The organism is Pseudoalteromonas sp. GutCa3 (assembly GCF_002836155.1).
GTDB classification, from domain to species: domain Bacteria; phylum Pseudomonadota; class Gammaproteobacteria; order Enterobacterales; family Alteromonadaceae; genus Pseudoalteromonas; species Pseudoalteromonas arctica.
The window spans coordinates 20,181-35,922 of record NZ_PJBK01000019.1 but is presented as its reverse complement, the minus strand read 5'-3'; the positions used below and the strand labels follow the sequence as shown (position 1 = coordinate 35,922).

General features: G+C 38.6%; 15 protein-coding genes and 1 riboswitch. Of the genes, 7 read left to right on the top strand and 8 right to left on the bottom strand.

The features are described 5' to 3' along the window. Window positions 1-27 precede the first annotated feature (27 nt). Window positions 28-501 (top strand): Dps family protein, encoded by a 474-nt coding sequence (locus tag CXF64_RS02880; protein ID WP_004334993.1) that lies wholly within the window; start codon window positions 28-30, stop codon window positions 499-501. 284 nt (window positions 502-785) lie between these two features. On the opposite strand, the gene CXF64_RS02875 is transcribed toward CXF64_RS02880, so the two are convergent. Then, window positions 786-3,728: a TonB-dependent receptor domain-containing protein gene (locus tag CXF64_RS02875; protein WP_024589487.1), complete on the bottom strand. Its 2,943-nt coding sequence runs from the start codon at window positions 3,726-3,728 to the stop codon at window positions 786-788. A 238-nt stretch (window positions 3,729-3,966) separates the two neighbouring features. On the opposite strand from CXF64_RS02875, the gene CXF64_RS02870 reads away from it, so the two are divergent. Continuing rightward, on the top strand, window positions 3,967-4,719 hold the full coding sequence (locus CXF64_RS02870; protein WP_007579810.1) for a LytR/AlgR family response regulator transcription factor: 753 nt from the start codon (window positions 3,967-3,969) through the stop codon (window positions 4,717-4,719). A 22-nt stretch (window positions 4,720-4,741) separates the two neighbouring features. Here CXF64_RS02870 and CXF64_RS02865 read toward each other — a convergent pair whose 3' ends face one another. From CXF64_RS02865 to CXF64_RS02850, 4 genes are all read right to left on the bottom strand, one after another. Then, window positions 4,742-5,140 (bottom strand): hypothetical protein, encoded by a 399-nt coding sequence (locus CXF64_RS02865; protein WP_007579808.1) that lies wholly within the window; start codon window positions 5,138-5,140, stop codon window positions 4,742-4,744. Window positions 5,141-5,200: 60 nt separating this feature from the next. Beyond that, window positions 5,201-7,276 (bottom strand): S9 family peptidase, encoded by a 2,076-nt coding sequence (locus tag CXF64_RS02860; protein WP_101216224.1) that lies wholly within the window; start codon window positions 7,274-7,276, stop codon window positions 5,201-5,203. Between the two features lie 141 nt (window positions 7,277-7,417). After that, window positions 7,418-7,981, bottom strand: coding sequence for a chitin-binding protein (locus CXF64_RS02855; RefSeq protein ID WP_101163146.1), 564 nt, complete (start codon window positions 7,979-7,981; stop codon window positions 7,418-7,420). A gap of 96 nt (window positions 7,982-8,077) precedes the next feature. Then, window positions 8,078-8,166: riboswitch (cyclic di-GMP riboswitch) on the bottom strand. 88 nt (window positions 8,167-8,254) lie between these two features. Then, complete coding sequence (locus CXF64_RS02850) at window positions 8,255-8,911, bottom strand: cytochrome b/b6 domain-containing protein (protein WP_101163142.1); 657 nt, start codon at window positions 8,909-8,911, stop codon at window positions 8,255-8,257. Window positions 8,912-9,018: 107 nt separating this feature from the next. Here CXF64_RS02850 and CXF64_RS02845 point away from each other — a divergent pair, with 107 nt between their 5' ends. The 3 genes from CXF64_RS02845 to CXF64_RS02835 all read left to right on the top strand — a co-directional run bounded on the left by CXF64_RS02845 (window position 9,019) and on the right by CXF64_RS02835 (window position 10,589). Next, complete coding sequence (locus tag CXF64_RS02845) at window positions 9,019-9,723, top strand: AzlC family ABC transporter permease (protein WP_101216223.1); 705 nt, start codon at window positions 9,019-9,021, stop codon at window positions 9,721-9,723. Continuing rightward, a complete protein-coding gene (locus CXF64_RS02840; protein ID WP_004335020.1) occupies window positions 9,720-10,019 on the top strand; it encodes an AzlD domain-containing protein in 300 nt (99 codons plus the stop codon). The genes CXF64_RS02845 and CXF64_RS02840 overlap by 4 nt, the downstream gene beginning before the upstream one ends. A 72-nt stretch (window positions 10,020-10,091) precedes the next feature. Then, window positions 10,092-10,589 carry a glutathione peroxidase gene (locus CXF64_RS02835; RefSeq protein ID WP_101216222.1) on the top strand — a complete coding sequence of 166 codons (498 nt, stop codon included), beginning with the start codon at window positions 10,092-10,094 and terminating at the stop codon, window positions 10,587-10,589. Window positions 10,590-10,707: 118 nt separating this feature from the next. Here the strand turns inward: CXF64_RS02835 and CXF64_RS02830 are convergent, their stop codons facing one another. Next, window positions 10,708-10,893 (bottom strand): PA3496 family putative envelope integrity protein, encoded by a 186-nt coding sequence (locus tag CXF64_RS02830; RefSeq protein WP_007579801.1) that lies wholly within the window; start codon window positions 10,891-10,893, stop codon window positions 10,708-10,710. 388 nt (window positions 10,894-11,281) lie between these two features. Here CXF64_RS02830 and CXF64_RS02825 point away from each other — a divergent pair, with 388 nt between their 5' ends. Next, on the top strand, window positions 11,282-12,076 hold the full coding sequence (locus tag CXF64_RS02825) for a YggN family protein (RefSeq protein ID WP_101216221.1): 795 nt from the start codon (window positions 11,282-11,284) through the stop codon (window positions 12,074-12,076). Window positions 12,077-12,313: 237 nt separating this feature from the next. Here the strand turns inward: CXF64_RS02825 and CXF64_RS02820 are convergent, their stop codons facing one another. Further along, entirely contained in the window at window positions 12,314-13,756 is a 1,443-nt protein-coding gene (locus tag CXF64_RS02820) for an aminotransferase-like domain-containing protein (protein ID WP_010554843.1), read from the bottom strand. Between the two features lie 102 nt (window positions 13,757-13,858). On the opposite strand from CXF64_RS02820, the gene CXF64_RS02815 reads away from it, so the two are divergent. Continuing rightward, entirely contained in the window at window positions 13,859-14,788 is a 930-nt protein-coding gene (locus CXF64_RS02815; RefSeq protein WP_007579798.1) for a DMT family transporter, read from the top strand. A 37-nt stretch (window positions 14,789-14,825) separates the two neighbouring features. On the opposite strand, the gene CXF64_RS02810 is transcribed toward CXF64_RS02815, so the two are convergent. Continuing rightward, complete coding sequence (locus CXF64_RS02810; protein WP_101216220.1) at window positions 14,826-15,695, bottom strand: diacylglycerol/lipid kinase family protein; 870 nt, start codon at window positions 15,693-15,695, stop codon at window positions 14,826-14,828. Window positions 15,696-15,742 lie beyond the last annotated feature (47 nt).

The window sequence follows — 15,742 nt, the reverse complement described above, 5'->3', positions numbered from 1 at the left end:
AAACAAACGGTTATTCAGGAGCAAGTTATGTCACATGTAAACGCAATTGGTCTAAACAGCGCAAAAAGCGAAGACATCATAAAGTCACTCAATACATTATTGAGTAGCTACCAGATTCAATACATGAACGCGCGTGGCTTTCACTGGAATATTAAAGGCCGTAACTTTTTTGAACTACACGTTAAGTTTGAAGAAATTTATAACTTACTACTTCTAAAAGTAGATGAAGTTGCAGAACGTATTTTAACGTTAGATGGCGCACCTCTACATGCATTTTCTGATTACCTTGAAGTAAGTAAAATTAAAGAAGCTAAAGGTATTAGTGATGGCGTTACAGCCGTAGAAAACCTACTTGCTGGTTACAGCACATTAATTCACATGCAGCGTGATATTTTAAGCCAAGCTGGTGATGCAGACGATGAAGGTACAGCCTCACTAATGAGCGATTACATCTCAGAGCAAGAAAAACTGGTTTGGATGCTAAAGGCTTACTTAGACTAAACCAGCAAAAAAAAAGCCCTCAATGAAGAGGGCCACAAATAGGGATAAATCGTTAAATAATCAAGCGATTCGGTTACTATATTAGTCTCCCCCCAATACTAAACAACGCCCCTGTTACCAGTGGCGTTGTTTTTGGTTTAAGTGGGCACAATGCTCATATATTGGGATAAACAATGTATAAGCATTACTGCTCTTATTATTTTTTCCAATAAAAAAGCCCCAGCGATACTGAGGCTTTGTGAACGTAACTAATTAAGTAACTATATTAGTGTCGTTATTGTTGGTTAGAATTTACTTCTAAAACCTATGTAGAATGATTGACCAATTGGGTCGTACGTACCAGCATCAGTTTCAGTACCAGTACTTGAACCGCTCACACCCGATAAAATGCGTGGTGGCTCTTTATCAAATAAGTTACTTGCACCAGCGTAAAGCTCTGTTGAATCACTGATATGGTAACTTGCTTGAACATCATGATACGTTACTGAACCAATCCCTACTCCACCTGGAGCAATACCAAAACCACTTAAGAATTGATCATCAAAGTCTGCAGCGCCAATGTAAGTTAAGCTCCAGTTAAAATCAAAGTCGTTAAGTTTATAACCAAAGTTCCAGTTAGCTTTATGCTCTGATGCACCAATTTCTCCAGCAAACTCATCTTTATCAGCGCCTGGAAGTGGAATGCTATAACCATCGATTAGGTAAGTATAAGCAAGGCGAGTTCTAAACGCACCTGGACCAATATCAGTAGAGTACGTTAGTGTTAAATCAACACCTTCTGTACCTAAACCACCACTGTTAGATACACCACTGTCGATAAATTCTAGTGAACCAGCACTATTATTACCTGATGGCGCACTACGACGAGTTACAAAGTCACAAAAGCTTGTATCGCCGCCGCCATAACATTGGTCAAGAATAAACTGACGAGGTGTTGATACGATTGCATCTGTAATTTCGATATCAAAGTAATCAAGCGTAATGTCTAGTCCTGATATTAGGTTTTCTGGTGTAAATACTAAACCTACTGTTACAGAGTCACCAACTTCTTCTTTTAAATCTTGGTTACCACGGTTAAAACCACTAATGCCTTGTAAGTCAGACTGGTTAAGCGTGAACTCACCATTTGAAGCGATATTCGTTGTAACACCACCATCTGTTCGACAAGCATCACCAGCAGCACCACCGCCACTATTAGTAACACCTAAACATGGATCGTTTAAACCACTTGGGAAAGTTTGTGAAGGCGGAGAAAATAGTTCATCGATATTTGGAGCACGTGTTGAACGAGCACGAGTAGCACGTAAACGTAAGCTATCCATTACTTCCCAATCAACACCCACATTCCAACTTTCAGTGCTACCTACAGTTGAATAATCAGATAAACGAACTGCTGCATTCATCGTTACAGAATCAAGCACTGGGATATTTGCTTCTACATAATACTCAGTTACATCAAACGAGCCTTCTGTTGCTGGGATTGCATTACCCGCATTAAGACCTGCTTGCTGTAGTGCATCAAATTCACTGCGTGAAAATTCTTCGCGGTATTCAAAACCAGCTGCAATACCTACCGTACCTGCTGGTAAATCAAATAAATCACCTGAAATATTACCACCAATGATTTCTTGCTCAACCGACGTTGAAAGTGAGCTAGGTGCACTTACAAAATCAATAGCACCTTGCGATAACGAATTAAAACCATAAATGTCTACTGGCGCACAATTAAAGCCACGTGCTGTCGCATCGATACAAATAGCCTCATCAGTAATACCATCACCATCTAAATCTTGGCTATCGATCACAGCTTCTAAACCTTGACGGAAGCTTTGTACGTTGACTAAACCACCAGAAACTTGTTGCTCTTTTGTTTTACCATATACGTAGTAAGTATCGTAAAACCAACCATCTGCTATTTCACCTTGAAAACCAAGTGCTAAACGGAATGTATCACGCTCTGCTCGTGCTCCACGGTTACCGATATCACTTAAGCGCTTTGCAAAAAAGATATCACGCATACCATCACCGTCGGTGTCGGTTGCTGCGTTATATATATCATCAGGTACAAATGCGTTACGCAATATTTCACCGTTTACATTAAATTCAATTGGTACCTGGCCATTTGCATAAATGTCGTCAGAGGCAAAAGGAAATGGCTCTAATTCAGAAACGGTTGTTGTTGCAGCGTAAGTGCCTTCATAAAAAAAGCTATGCTTATCGCTTAACTCGTAGCTACCATTTGAGGCAAATAAGTAACGTTCTGTAGGTATTGCTATTGTACGTACACCGCTTCGGTTAAAACCATTTGCAGCTACGCCATCGCCGCCATTAGTACTAAATGAGTTTTGTAGGTTGTTTGCATCATTAAACGTAAATGTTTCATCCCCAGCGCTAAAACGACCTTGTGGTGGAAATGAAGATAAAAACGGGCTTACTGCATCAAATACAGAACCTGGATTTGCTACTGGATCATCTTCGAAGAAAATACCTGAAAATTGGTCTACCGCTGAGCGATCACGGTCACGTGAGAAAACAGCGCCTTGATCAGAGTAACCAAGGTGAAACATTGCGTGTCCTTTACCATCTGAGCTTGATAAGCCTGAGGTAAAGTTAAATTGGCGTGACTCATCATCACCTTCACTCGATTCACCGTACTGACCATCAAACTCAACGCCTTCAAAGTCATCTTTTAAAACAAAGTTAACTACACCAGCAACAGCGTCAGAGCCATAAACAGATGAAGCACCACCTGTCATAATTTCAACACGTTCAATAAATTGGCTCGGAATAGTGTTTAAATCGACAGCAGAGCTACCTGGTACACCTGATACATAACGACGACCGTTAACTAATACCAATGTACGGTTAGAACCTAAATTACGTAAATCTACAGTCGCAACACCTGCACTCGCTGTACTAAAGTTTGAGTTAGTACGACTGATTGCCGGTGAACCAAATGCTGGATTATCTAGTAGTAAATCTTGAATATTTAATGAACCAGATGCGTCGATTGCTGTGCTATCTACAACTTGAATAGGCGCTGATGACATCGCCTCAGCTGAACGAATGCGAGAGCCTGTAACTTGTACACGTTCTATTTTAGTAATTTCGTCATCTTCTGCAGCCACACCTTGAAATGAAATGCTTGCAAGTATCGCGCTGCTTAGCGCAACTGTTAACGACGATTTTTTAAATAATCGCGCGCTACCTTTGTTAGTTAATGTCATATAATTCCCCTGAATTGTTATTTTTGTAACTAAATAGTTACTTCGCGGATTACAGTAAGGGGATTTATTTAAACACTCTACGTACGTTATTTATTAGGCGTAATCTTTGGTATGAATAGCTAGTTTGATGGGACGAATTAGTACGTCACAATTATTTTATAAATATATTGTACTTTTCATAACAGTTTTTCCGCTAAGCACGGTCTTTATTATTATATACAGCAAGAGATATAAAATAATGGTCGCTTCTTTTCATGCATTAACTTTTGTTAGTAACACTAAGTTTGCAACATTTTTAACAAAGCGCGTGCAAGAGCACCGACACTTTGAATCTCAATCTTTTATTCAGGCAAACAGATTAGATCAGATAGATACAGATCAATACAACGTACTGTTTTACGAACTAACTAATCTGGCTGACCCTATGCAAATAGTGCATTTAACTGAGCTTGCTAAAAAGCTTAAGTTAGTCATTATTGCCCAGTCGGGTCATTTTGCGAGTTTTGCTTTTGAAGTTGGCGCTGTTGATTTTTTAATAGTAGATTCAACTGCACCACGTATCGATAAATGCTTTGATAAACTGATTCACCTTTGCCCGATTGCAAGCGCGGCCGAACGTCAATATCAACAAAGCACACAAACCGAAAAACCATCATCACATATCGTAGTTAAAGATGTAGGTAAGGTAAGGCTAATTGATATAAAAGATATTATTTGGATAAATGGTGCGGGCAATTATGTAGAGCTGCATTTTACCCAAGGTAGTACACCGGTATTACACCGCGAAACCATGAAAAATATTGAACAGCAGCTAGAACCAGAAGGGTTTATTCGTATTCATCGCTCAACGCTGGTAAGAAAACAAGCTATCTGCGAACTGATGCCTACTGACAGTGGCGATTATAAAGTCAGACTTAAAAACGATATGTGCTTAAACCTTTCAAGGCGCTATAAAGGGTGTTTAGAGAGTATTATAAGCCCTCTTCAGTAGCGGTTTATAATACTCATATTAATTACCAGTTCTGTTTTATATAACTATCACTTGGATGCACTAATAAATAGCTTTCAGTATCTTTATAAAAATTAACTTCTACATCGCTATTTTTCCATACTTTTTCAAACATGTTTTTAGCTATGATATTAATGTTTATATAGTCAACTCGTTGATAGCCACGTTCTTTTACACCCGCAAAATAGGCCTCTAACGAATCAAGACTATCTAAAGTTAACAGTTCAAACTCTTTTAAGTTAACAATCACAAACTTAATCGTATTTTCAGGGTGAGTGCTCAATTCTTGAATAACACCATTAGTTAATGATGTTATACCTTCATTGTTAAAGCTCCCCTTCAATTTTAAATACATATGAGGGGGCTGTGAACAAATCTGAAATTCGCCATGTGCTCCAAACATAAATTACCTTATATATATCAACGTCTATATATAGAGTAATACAATTTTCCGATTTTGCAGTTAATTTAACAGCGCAATAAAAAAGGTCATTTCGAGGGCTTTTTCTTCTAAGCTTTTAAAACGACCTGATGCACCGCCATGACCTGCATCCATATCGGTTTTAAATACTAAAATATTACTGTCTGTTTTAAGTTCACGCATTTTTGCAACCCACTTCATAGGCTCCCAATACTGTACTTGTGAGTCATGAAGACCGGTAGTAACGAGTATGTTCGGGTAGTTTTGTGCGCTAATATTGTCATAAGGCGAGTAAGCTTCTATCACATCATAAAATTGAGGCTCATTTGGATTACCCCATTCATCGTATTCATTTGTTGTGAGTGGAATACTTTCATCAAGCATTGTGGTTAATACGTCTAAAAATGGTACATGACAGCCAACACCGCAATATAACTCTGGTGCCTGGTTTACAACCGCCCCCATTAATAGGCCACCGGCACTGCCGCCTGAGGCAAACACCTTATTGCTATCACAATAACCTTGATCAACAAGCGCTTTTGTCACATCAATAAAGTCACTAAAGCTATTTTTTTTATGCTCTTTTTTACCTTGCTCATACCATTCGCGACCTAGCATTTCAGAGCCTCGAACATGCGCAATAACATAAACAAAGCCACGATCGAGCAAGCTCAGTGACGAACTAGAAAAACTAGGATCAATCGTATAGCCATAGGCGCCATAGCCGTATTGAAATAACGGATTTGTGCCATCTTTTTTAAAGCTGTCTTTTCGATAAACAACAGATACAGGTACTTTAACTCCGTCGCGAGCAGTTACCATTAATCGCTCCGACTGATAGTCATCGGCATTAAAACTACCGAGTACTTTTTGCTGTTTAAGTAGTGTTTTTTCGCCAGTTGCTAAATCAACATCATATAAAGAGCCTGGTGTTGTTAAACTTGAGTAATAAATACGCGCAGTGCGAGTGTCTGGCTCTGGGTTCATTGCTATTGCAGCATAATAACAAGGATCGGCAAACTCAAGTGCCATACGATCCCCTAACCTATTAACAACTACGAATCGAGCTTGCCCTTGCTCGCGTTCACTCAATACCAAAAAGTCATTAAATAACTCAACACCTTCAAGCAGTACATTTTCTCTGTGAGCTGTATGCTCAAACCATTGTGTTTTATCAGCAATCGTTTCGTTTGTTGCCGTCATTAATCTAAAGTTTTTAGCTTGCCAGTTAGTCACAATATAAAATGTGTCACCTAGCTTATCTACGTCAAACTCGTGGCCATCTTCACGCGGCATTAATGCTTTAAATTCATCAGTGGGCTTATTAGCATCAAGCACCCATGTATCGTTGGTCTCTGTCGATGCTAAATCAATAATAATTAGGCCTTCGTCGCGGCTTTTACCAAGCCCCATAAAAAAGCTGCTGTCTTGCTCTTCGTAAACCATTACATCTTGGCTTTGCTCGCTGCCAAGCTCATGCCTAAATACTTGGTATCCTAGTAGCGTTTTTAAATCTTTTTTTACATAAAAAACAGTTTTATTGTCGTTAGCCCAAACAACCTGCCCTTCTGTATTTTCAAGTACATCAGGTAGCATTTCACCGGTCGTTAAGCTTTTAAAGCGAACATTATAAATACGACGACCTTCAGTATCTTCAGAGTAAGCCATAAGCTGCTCGCATGGGCTTAGTGCGACTTCTCCTAGCTCAAAAAACTCAAATCCCTCAGCTAATATATTCACATCGAGTAAAAGCTCTTTATTATCAGCCTTTATGCTCGTGCTTCTATAATGGCGAGAGTACTCATCATCACCACGAACTTCTGAGTGATACCAGTATTTCCCGTCTTTAACGGGTACCGAGTTATCGTCTTTTACAATGCGTGCTTTTAACTCTTCAAAAAGTGTATTTTGGAGTGGCTTCATTGCAGCTAACTGTTCATCACAATATGCATTTTCAGCATGTAAATGTGCAAGTACTTGCTCATCCTGACGATCGTCATCACGCATCCAATAGTAATTATCAGTGCGTATTTTATTATGAGTACTTAATGTATGGGCTTGCTGTTTAGCAATCGGGAAATTAGGTAATAAACTTAAAGAGTAGTCAGGACGAGACACAACAAAACCAATTAAAAAAATAATGTGATTTGCAGTTTATCATAAAAATAAAAAAGCCCATCCAATAGTTGGGTGGGCTAAAACGGTAAACGCTTCATTACTAAAACCGCTATACCTTTGGGAAGATAATTCACTTAAGCCTTATATTTGCTGCCAAGCCATAGCCCAACTTTGTCCAATACCGGGCTCGAACATAAACTTTTTATCGTCACTCGCGCGGCAAAACTCATTAAATGGCCAAGGCCTACATTGATAAACATGCCCTGTTTTTGGCTGCAATACCTTTGTACCCGCATTATAGTTTTCACAATTTTCAGGGTACACGTAATCATAAGTATCAAGGTTATTAACAACACGCTCATCGCATTTTGCAATACAATGAAAATCGACATGCGCTTTACATATACCACTGCTTTGCAAAGCAAAAATTTCATTGTTTCTATAGGCAACAATTAAACCTTGTTCGGTCATTTTACCTGCGCTAACAAGAGGTACATGCACGTTAATATGCTCGGCAATTAAACGTGGCCATGCGTGAGGCTCACCTTGTTCAAGCGAGGTGATTTTGTAATCAAATGATAAACTAACTAGCTCTCCTTGCATGTCATAAAAGGTTACACTCACCACATCGCCAATAAACAATTGGGTATGATGATTTAAGCAACCTATTGTTGACCACTTTCCACAGGCCAACGACGTATGCATAAACACGGCAACACCTTAAGAGTTACAAAATCTTATCCATACACTATGGATACACAAAAAATACACTGAGGGCAAGTGATACATAACAACACGTTATGCAGTAGTCCCGCTACCATAGCTTTATAAAAAGCCTTAGACCGGAAACTTTGCGCCCTAACCTTTCGATTAGTTTGCCAGCAATGCGGCGATTATAATTAGGCCCCGCATAAAAATCAAACAAAAGAATGTAACAAAAAATAAAAACCAACCCTTTAAGGTTGGTTTAATGTGTTTTTAACTAAATAAATAAGTTAAAGGTTCTTTCGCCCACGTAAATATCAGCAACACCAATAAAGATATAAATATTAGCCACGCAGGCCAAGACGCTTTTGTTATTTTAGCCTCAGAGTCATCTGCTTTTAACTCTTTTGAGCCTGTGATCATCGCTTTAACTAGCGGCTTACCTTTTATTCTATAAACAATAATAGCTAATACATGTAAACCAATAGCATAAAGTAAAATGTCAAAATTCAGCTCATGTAGCCAATTTGCAAAATCAATCGTATCGCTAGACACATATTGAGCAAGCGGGCCGTCAGTTAAAATGCCATCACTACTCATTAACCCGGTAATAAGCTGCGTAATTATAATTATAAAAAATACCATTACCATACAACTGCCAGGTGCTGAATGACCTAGCGAGTCGCTTGGTGTCTTTAGTGCCTTTAAAATAGCACGAGGAGAGTGCAGCAACCCACTTAATCTCGCGGTTTTACTTCCGATAATGCCCCATATTAAACGCGTTACGATAAGTGCTAAAGTAAAGAACCCAGCAACAAAATGAAGCTCAATCATGCCCTCTTCAATACTAAAATAAAGCACCGCAATACTTACAACCAAAAACCAATGAAAGCATCTAATAAACCCATCCCACACTTTTAACGTCGTCATTGCGCCTATCCTTAAAAAAACAGTATTATCTAATTCGTTAACTACTTTAACATCATAATATTAAGGTATCCTTATGAGCCATTCTACAAGCCGTGCGAGTAAATATCATGCAACCAGTTAAAAAAGCTATTTTAAAAGGCTTTTTAGATATGCTACCACTGTGTTTAGCTGTTGTTCCTTGGGGCATTTTATGTGGTTCTTTAGCGATTCAAAATGGCTTTAGTGCACTAGAAACCCAAGCAATGTCGTTATTAGTCTTTGCAGGCTCTGCACAGCTTGTTGCAATTGAACTTATAGCGGGCAACACACCATTGCTCACAATTTTATTCACAACATTTATTATTAGCTCTCGGCACTTTTTATACGGTTTAGCTGTGCGTCATAAGGTAATTGACCAACCTATGCGTTGGCGCTTACCAGTAAGTTTTGTATTAACCGATGAGCTATTTGCATTTTCTCACCATAGAAAAGCGTACAGAACAAAAACACGTTTAATATACGCATTGAGCGCTGGTTTTAGCTTTTATATTGCATGGAATATTTGGACGTTAATTGGCATTGTAGCAGGCACAATGCTGCCCGACTTAACTAATTTAGGGCTCGACTTTGCCATTGCTGCCACGTTTATAGCTTTGGTTATTCCGGGCATTAAAAATTTGGCCTCACTCGTTACGGTAATTGTAGCAGGCATTAGCGCAACGCTTTTAAAAAGCACAGGATTTGAGTTATGGCTTGTTTGCTCAGCGCTGCTGGCAATGGCCGCAGGTTACAGCACAGCAAGACTAACCACTAAAAAGGAAGTAACGCCATGATGACGACTATTTTACTCATGGCGTGCATTACATTTTTTACGCGTTATTTGTTTTTACACCGTGCTTTACCGTTTAAAGTAGGCCCTAAAATGCAGCAATTTTTAAGCTTTAGCGCACCTGCAGTGCTTACAGCAATTTGGGTGCCTATCGTGTTTTTGAATGAAGATGGCATTAACTTAAACTGGCAAAACCCTTATTTAAGCGCAGCAATAGTCGCCATTATTGTTGCCTACAAAACACATAATATTTATTACACTACGCTTGCCGGTATGGGGCTATTTCTAATTTTAAATTAGTGCGATCTTTATACTTTATGAAATACTGCACTCAGGTTAAAATGCGGCTAACAACAATAAAAAGACGCCAATATGCACGAATTTCATCAACTAAGCGCAACAAGCTTACAGGGTCAGCCTATCAACTTTAATGATTTTGAAGGGAAGGTTGTGCTTATTGTTAATACCGCAAGTAAATGTGGATTTACCTACCAATACGAGTCACTGCAAGCTTTGCACAATAAGTATGCCAGCCAAGGTTTAGTTATTCTGGGATTTCCGTGCAATCAATTTGGTCAGCAAGAACCCGGCGACGCAACACAAATAGAGCAAGGGTGCTTAATTAATTTTGGTGTGAGCTTTTTAATGGCGGCCAAAGTAGATGTAAACGGTGAGCATGCACATCCTGTATTTCGTCACTTGAAATCGGCTTTACCTGGTTTTTTAACACGTAAAATAAAGTGGAATTTTACTAAATTTTTAATTGCCGCAGATGGTACACCAATTAAACGTTATGCACCTTTTACTAAACCCGAAAAGCTAGAACTTACAATTCAAAAAGCATTAGCACAGGCTAAAAGTACGCTTTAAAAAGTAATAAAGAGGCGCAAGGCCTCTTTATTGCCAATACTACTGAAACTTAAACATACGCATAACTGCACATTTAAACTCTCAATATTAATTGGTATTTTATTTATACTAGTGAAATTTAATCGGTGTAATCGCTTAAATCGTCTTCGCCTAGATTTTTACGCAAGCGTTTTTGCTCAAGGTAGTCTTCCAACTTCTTTTTAACCTTTTGCTTGTTCTTATCGTGTTGATTACGTCCGAGCATTTCGTACTCGTCTTCAACAAAATCGTCATCTAGCGCATCGTAACTAAATGTCTTACCCACAACCCACTCCATAAAGTGTTTGAGACCAACCAAGGATTTTATTATCGCAATAGCCGGTAAAATTAAAAATGTTTAATGCCAAAGTGCACTGCAAATTAACATCAAAATAAAGCCACGCGACTACTGTAAATAGTCTTCATGTCAGTAATGTGAATAAATAGCGCTAAATTTGAATTGAGGAAAGTGAGAGTTTTTTATCGTATCGATAAATAAAATTTATTAATTTTTATTAGTTAGCCAATTTGACTAAAAAATAGTTATTTATTAATTATTTTGACTTGCTAAAAAATAAAGAAAAACACTTAATCAATTGTTTTTTATGGAAAAATAAAACTGGCATCAAACTTGTTATTAATTAATCGTCATCAACAAAAAGTAGAGAACAAACATGAAAAAATTACTATTAGTTAGCGCATTAATTTGTACGCCAGCCGCTATGGCTCATAACGACAACGATTCTGCAATTTCATTTAGTAACGATGAATGTAACGTCGAATTTAAAAACGATGTACGTATTAAACCAAACGAATTAGAAATTTTTACTGCCAATAATAAAACTATGCAATTTAATGCCCATGGTGACTTAACCGTAAATGGCGAGCTTGTAGCGCTTAATAGCTCACAACGCGAAGCACTGAATAAGTACTCTGACAGCTTACGCACTCAATTACCTGAAGTAGCTAATATAGCGTTAGAGGGTGTTAAAATTGCCGGTGTAGCATTAGAAGAAGTAGGCAATGCATTTAATATTGACGGTCTTGATAATATGTCTGAGCTTATGGACGACATTAAAATTGAGGTAGAAAATACATTTTACCAGCAAGGTACATTTGTAATGGGCCAACAAAGTTTTAATCAATTTGGCGAAAACTTTGAACAACAATTTGAGCAGCAGATAGAAACAGCGGTTGAATCAGCAGTAATGCAATCAATGGGCAGCATTTTAGTGGCTTTAGGTTCTGAGTTACTTGGTTCAGGCGGCGATATGGATGCCTTTGAACAACGCATGGAAAATATGGGTGCACAAATAGAAGAAAAAGTAGAGCTACATGCAAGCGCACTTGAAGAGAGAGCTAACTCTTTATGTGAAAACTTTGCTGATATTGCAAAACAAGAAGAGCAATTAGTAATGCAAGTGCCTGAGCTTAAAGGTTACCAGTTATTTAGCTTTAAACACAATTAGTACAGCAAACGTTATTTAACATCCCTTTGGCAGCACTTAAGTTTACTTAAATGCTGCTTTTTTGTGTTTCCCAAACTTATACCAACCTGCATAAATCTTTGATCAATTTAACGAATTAAATTGCACTATAACTTCGTTAAAAATTTTTATTTAGAACAACTAGATACAAAAACTTTTGCCTAGTTCTAGCGTAATTTTCTTAACGTTAAATAGACCCCATATATAAGCAGATTGGTATTACTTTTTAGCTAATAAAGTGAGCTTGCCCAATGTAACTATTGCTTGCTCTATCTGCTCGCTCCACGGCACACCATAACTTAACCTTACGCAGCTTTTATACTTATTAGAGGCTGAAAAAATAAGCCCAGGGGTAATACTAATACCAACCTCAAGAGCAAGTAAAAATAATTTTTGACTATCGTATTCGCCTCCTAAATCTAGCCACATTACACAGCCTCCTTTTGGATCGCTTATACGTGTATTTTTTGGCATAGCTTGTTGTAAACACCATCGCATACGCTCTTTGTTATCGCGCAGGCGCTGCCTGAGTACCTTTAAGTTACGGTCGTACTCGCCGCTGGCAATAAATTCTGATAACGCCCATTGGTTTATTAACGAAGCGGAGCAACTTAGTGCTCGTTTATATCGCCGTGCTTGTGTTGCAAATTTACCGGCAACGACCCAACCCACACGATAGCTAGGCGCTGCCGTTTTAGAAAAAGATGAGCAACTGATCACTAATCCTTTTTTAGAGTACGCTAAAGCAGGTGTGCCTCGTTTTGCCGTAAAATATAAATCGCCGTATACGTCATCTTCAATAAGCACTACGTCGTGGCTTTCGAGTAACTCCACCAGCTGCTGCCTATTTGTATCTGGCATAAAGCTGCCCACAGGGTTGCTAATTGCTGTCGAGAATAAACACGCTTTTATGTCATGTTCATTCAAAGCGCGCTCCAAATCGCTTAACCAAATGCCATTATCTGGGCACAGTGGTATTTCGAGCGCTTTAAGCCCTAAGCTTTCTATTAGCTCTATAATCCCGTGATAACAAGGTGTCTCAATAGCCACTACATCGCCTGGCTTTGTTACACACTTAAGTGCAATAGCCATGGCTTCTTGTGCACCATTGGTGATCACAAGCTCGTCCATATCAATGCCAATGCCAAAATCTAAATAGCGATGCACTAATTGCTTTTTCAGCGGTACAAACCCATCTGTTGGGCCATAGTTTATGGCTTTACTGCCTGCGATAGTCATTACGCGGCGCATGTTTCTGGCGAGTGCTTTATCGGTAGGTGCTGCGGCAATTGGGTTAGCGATACCAAAAGGGACTACGTTCGCTTGATGAATCGCGCTGTACACCTGCTCTATTAAGGCTTGTTTATTTACCACAACAGGTTCGCGACTTAATTTAACTCGCTTAGGTAAATTGTGCGCCATGCTAACGACTTTTAAAAAATATCCTGATTTTTCACGCGCCTCTACCAACCCTTGATCTTCAAGTGACTGGTAAGCCTGTTTTACAGTGGGGATACTTATGCTTAAGTTATCTGCCATTTTACGCAGTGATGGAAGTTTTTCGCCGGGGAGTAAAACTTGTTGAGCGCTCATATCTCTAATCAACTGAATAACTTGCTGATATAAAAACTCATGCCCTTGGCTATTTTTTTGTCTTATCATCACACACCAAATCTGTATAGGTTACATTTTTACTTTTCTGTATATGGTAAGTATACAGATAGGTCTTAAAATAGCCATTCAACCGGGCTTTGGAGACTAACCATGAAAAGTGCAGCGCTATACATTACAACCGTTTTAATTTGGGGCTCAACTTGGTTAGCCATAGAGTTTCAGTTAGGTGATATTGCGGTAGAGTTATCGTTATTTTATCGCTTTGCTATTGCAGCGCTTTTAATGTGGTTATATGTAGCGTACAAAAAACCCGACATGCGATTTAAGTTACTGGATCATGGCTTTTTTGTTTTATTAGCCATTTGTAATTTTGGATTAAATTATTTAATGCTTTACTGGGCACAAAATCACCTTACCTCAGCCATGACCTCTATTGCCTTTTCAATGCTGCTGGTTATGAACATAGTCAATACTCGGTTATTTTTTGGTAAGCCAATCTCAAAACGAATTTATACAGGTGCTGTACTCGCTGTATTAGGTATTACGTGTCTGTTTTGGCCACAGTTACAGCAGTTCGACTTGAGTAATGGTGCATTGGTCGGGTTACTACTTGCCCTTGGTGGCACCTTTGTGGCTTCATTAGGAAATATGGTAAGCGTTCGTAATTCTCGTAAACAAATTGGTGTATTGCAAGGCAATGCATGGGGCATGTTATACAGCGCTATAGGCTTGGCTTTATATGTATTAATGAACGATGTGCAATTTAGTTTAAACGCTCCACCAAGTTACTGGCTATCACTACTTTATCTATCAATATTTGGCACTGTAATCGCTTTTGGTTGCTACTTTGCTCTACTTAGAAATATAGGCCCTGAAAAAGCCAGCTACGTTATTGTTTTATTCCCATTAGTGGCAGTAACACTGAGTAGCTTTTTTGAAGGCTTTGAATGGCACGCAAATACCTTTGCAGGATTTAGCCTAGTGCTATTAGGTAACGCCATTGTGCTTACCCCAACAAAACGAATTAACGCCTTTTTAGCTAATAGAGCAATGGCTAAAAGTGGCTCCGTCCCCAGTTAGACACGTTATTAACGCAACTAACGTAAAAGCGCCTACCCTACTGTAGGCGCTTTTTTATTGGCATATGAAAAAGTAAAGCCTGCCCATGTACACTAATAACGGCAGGAGTTTTACCTACCAGTTCACCATCTGCTTCAATCAATAACCCTTCAGTTTTTATGGAAGCTGTATTTAAGCGACTGTAGTTAAGGTTTTTTATATGCTGATGGCGCTTAAAAAACAACTTCATAAAGCTTATTACGTTATAAAAAAGCCCACCCGATCGCATTTGATAACACTCAAGCAGCCCATCAGTTAAATCTGCTTTTGGCGCTATTTCTAGACCACCACCAAAGTACTTATGATTAGCAAATACGGTAATTAAATTTTTATACTGCCTAACATCGTTATTAAACGTACCTTGTAACTGCTGAGCTTGATAATAAAATAGCTCCTTAATGCTCGTCCAACTGTAATCAAAAGATGAAAAACTAGCTTTAGCATTAATCGCTTTAACTACATGAGCATCAAACCCTACCCCTGCAATATTAATAAAATAGCGACTATTAATTTTTCCTACATCAATTGCTGTCGGTGTATTAAATAATGCCTTTCGCCAATCATCTTCTTTGCAACTAAACCCTCTCGAGAAATCATTACCTGTACCGCAAGGCAATAATGCTAACGTACAGCTACTCCCTATTAACGCATTAACCGCCAAGCTCAATGTACCGTCTCCGCCAAGTACAACTACTTTGGTAAATTTACTGAGTAGCAACCTTATTTGAGCGCTGTCATTGTTAAAGTTTCCTGTTGTAGTAAACATACAATAAGAAAAACTGCGTTTTTTACAGATGCTTTTAAGCCACATTAGTGATTTTTCATTCTGTTTTTTTGTACTTGGTTTAATAATTATTAGTAGTGACAAGCTTTTGTTTCCAACAATGTATTTGAGAACGAATAAAAAAGAGTTTA

Coding starts and splice junctions, on each gene's coding strand:
- CXF64_RS02880 (WP_004334993.1), top strand. CDS start 28: ATGTCACATGTAAACGCAATTGGTCTAAACAGCGCAAAAAGCGAAGAC.
- CXF64_RS02815 (WP_007579798.1), top strand. CDS start 13,859: ATGAAAAGTGCAGCGCTATACATTACAACCGTTTTAATTTGGGGCTCA.
- CXF64_RS02835 (WP_101216222.1), top strand. CDS start 10,092: ATGCACGAATTTCATCAACTAAGCGCAACAAGCTTACAGGGTCAGCCT.
- CXF64_RS02825 (WP_101216221.1), top strand. CDS start 11,282: ATGAAAAAATTACTATTAGTTAGCGCATTAATTTGTACGCCAGCCGCT.
- CXF64_RS02855 (WP_101163146.1), bottom strand. CDS start 7,981: ATGCATACGTCGTTGGCCTGTGGAAAGTGGTCAACAATAGGTTGCTTA.
- CXF64_RS02865 (WP_007579808.1), bottom strand. CDS start 5,140: ATGTTTGGAGCACATGGCGAATTTCAGATTTGTTCACAGCCCCCTCAT.
- CXF64_RS02850 (WP_101163142.1), bottom strand. CDS start 8,911: ATGACGACGTTAAAAGTGTGGGATGGGTTTATTAGATGCTTTCATTGG.
- CXF64_RS02870 (WP_007579810.1), top strand. CDS start 3,967: ATGGTCGCTTCTTTTCATGCATTAACTTTTGTTAGTAACACTAAGTTT.
- CXF64_RS02820 (WP_010554843.1), bottom strand. CDS start 13,756: ATGATAAGACAAAAAAATAGCCAAGGGCATGAGTTTTTATATCAGCAA.
- CXF64_RS02840 (WP_004335020.1), top strand. CDS start 9,720: ATGATGACGACTATTTTACTCATGGCGTGCATTACATTTTTTACGCGT.
- CXF64_RS02875 (WP_024589487.1), bottom strand. CDS start 3,728: ATGACATTAACTAACAAAGGTAGCGCGCGATTATTTAAAAAATCGTCG.
- CXF64_RS02845 (WP_101216223.1), top strand. CDS start 9,019: ATGCAACCAGTTAAAAAAGCTATTTTAAAAGGCTTTTTAGATATGCTA.